1 protein-coding gene is annotated in these 1,299 nt (G+C 55.9%); it reads right to left on the reverse strand.

The window, feature by feature from the left end:
• Positions 1-34: 34 nt before the first annotated feature.
• Positions 35-1,225, reverse strand: coding sequence for an IS481 family transposase (locus PL597_RS25895; RefSeq protein ID WP_269835442.1), 1,191 nt, complete (start codon positions 1,223-1,225; stop codon positions 35-37).
• Between the last annotated feature and the right edge of the window lie 74 nt (positions 1,226-1,299).

Raw genomic sequence — 1,299 nt, forward strand, 5'->3', positions numbered from 1 at the left:
TGTCCAGACCGGAGACATAGGTAACAGTTTGTACCTAAGACATAGGTGACAATCTCGTGCCGAACGGATTGTCGATTGTTTGCAGCGTTCTCTGTTCCAGGTCGATATATCCTAGATCGTAATGCATGAAGCTGACGAGCCAAATGCCGTCTTCCACCTCCTTTAATCCCAGTTTCTGTCCGGCCAGTACGGTCGATATATTGATCTTCTTGCGAAAGAGGCAGGCGCGTCCGCAATTGGTGACGATGATGTCTCGATCATGGAAGGGATAATCGATCTCCGGCAGGCCAAGGTAGGGGCGCAAAGAGGCGGTATAGAGATCAGCAGGCACTTTCATGCTGATCGCCTCATGCGGCCTCTCGCCATTGAATTCGCTGACGAATGCATCAAAGCGTACCTGTTGCTGGAGAAGGCTACGTTCGGGTGGGCGAGTTGCCTCCTTCTTCAATGTCAGATGCATACGCTCATGCCGGCCGTTCTGCTGTGGATGGCCCGGTTTGATGCGCTCGATCGCTATCCCAAGCCTCAACCAGAAAACCGACAGCTTCGACAGATTGTACAGCCCGTTTGGTGAGGCAAAAGGTAGCCCGTTGTCCGAGCGTATCGCCTGAGGCAGGCCATGTTCGGCAAACAGGCGGCGGAAGGCTTCGATCACGGCTTGCTCTCGTGTCGATTCGAAGGCTTCGCAAGCCAATAGATAGCGGGATGCCTGATCGGTTACGGTCAAAGGGTAACAATAACGGCCATCCCCAAGTTTGAACTCGCCCTTGAAGTCGGCGCACCACAGATCGTTGGCATTGACGGCTTGCGACAGCGTGGTGCCCATGGCCTTGTTTGCCCGGTTCCTCTTGCGGGCCTGGCGCACAAGGCCATGGCGGTCGAGCACCGCATGTACGGTGCTGCTCGCCGGAATACGGACGTCGCCAGCGAGCTTTTTCACCAGCAGTTCGCGGATCTTGCGCGCACCCCAATGAGGCTTCTCCTTTTTGAGGCGCACGATCATTGCCTCGACGGGATCGGGGAGTTGGTTGGCGTAGCGCACCGGACGCCGGGAGCGGTCCGTCAGAGCTTCAAGCCCGTCGTCCTTGTAGCGATTGAATATCTTGTAGCCGGTCTTGCGCGATATGCCGAAGTCCCGGCACACCTCGCTCATTCCTTCGCCCTCCAGCAAACGGGCGACAAAGCGTAGACGTTCTTCCATAACCGAAGTCTCTCTCCACGGCATCAACACCTCCCGCAAAGCGAAAAGTGTTACCCATGTCTCCGGTACAAAACGTCACCTATCTCTCAAGTCGGACA

The organism is Agrobacterium sp. ST15.13.013 (genome assembly GCF_027956525.1).
GTDB lineage: Bacteria > Pseudomonadota > Alphaproteobacteria > Rhizobiales > Rhizobiaceae > Agrobacterium > Agrobacterium salinitolerans.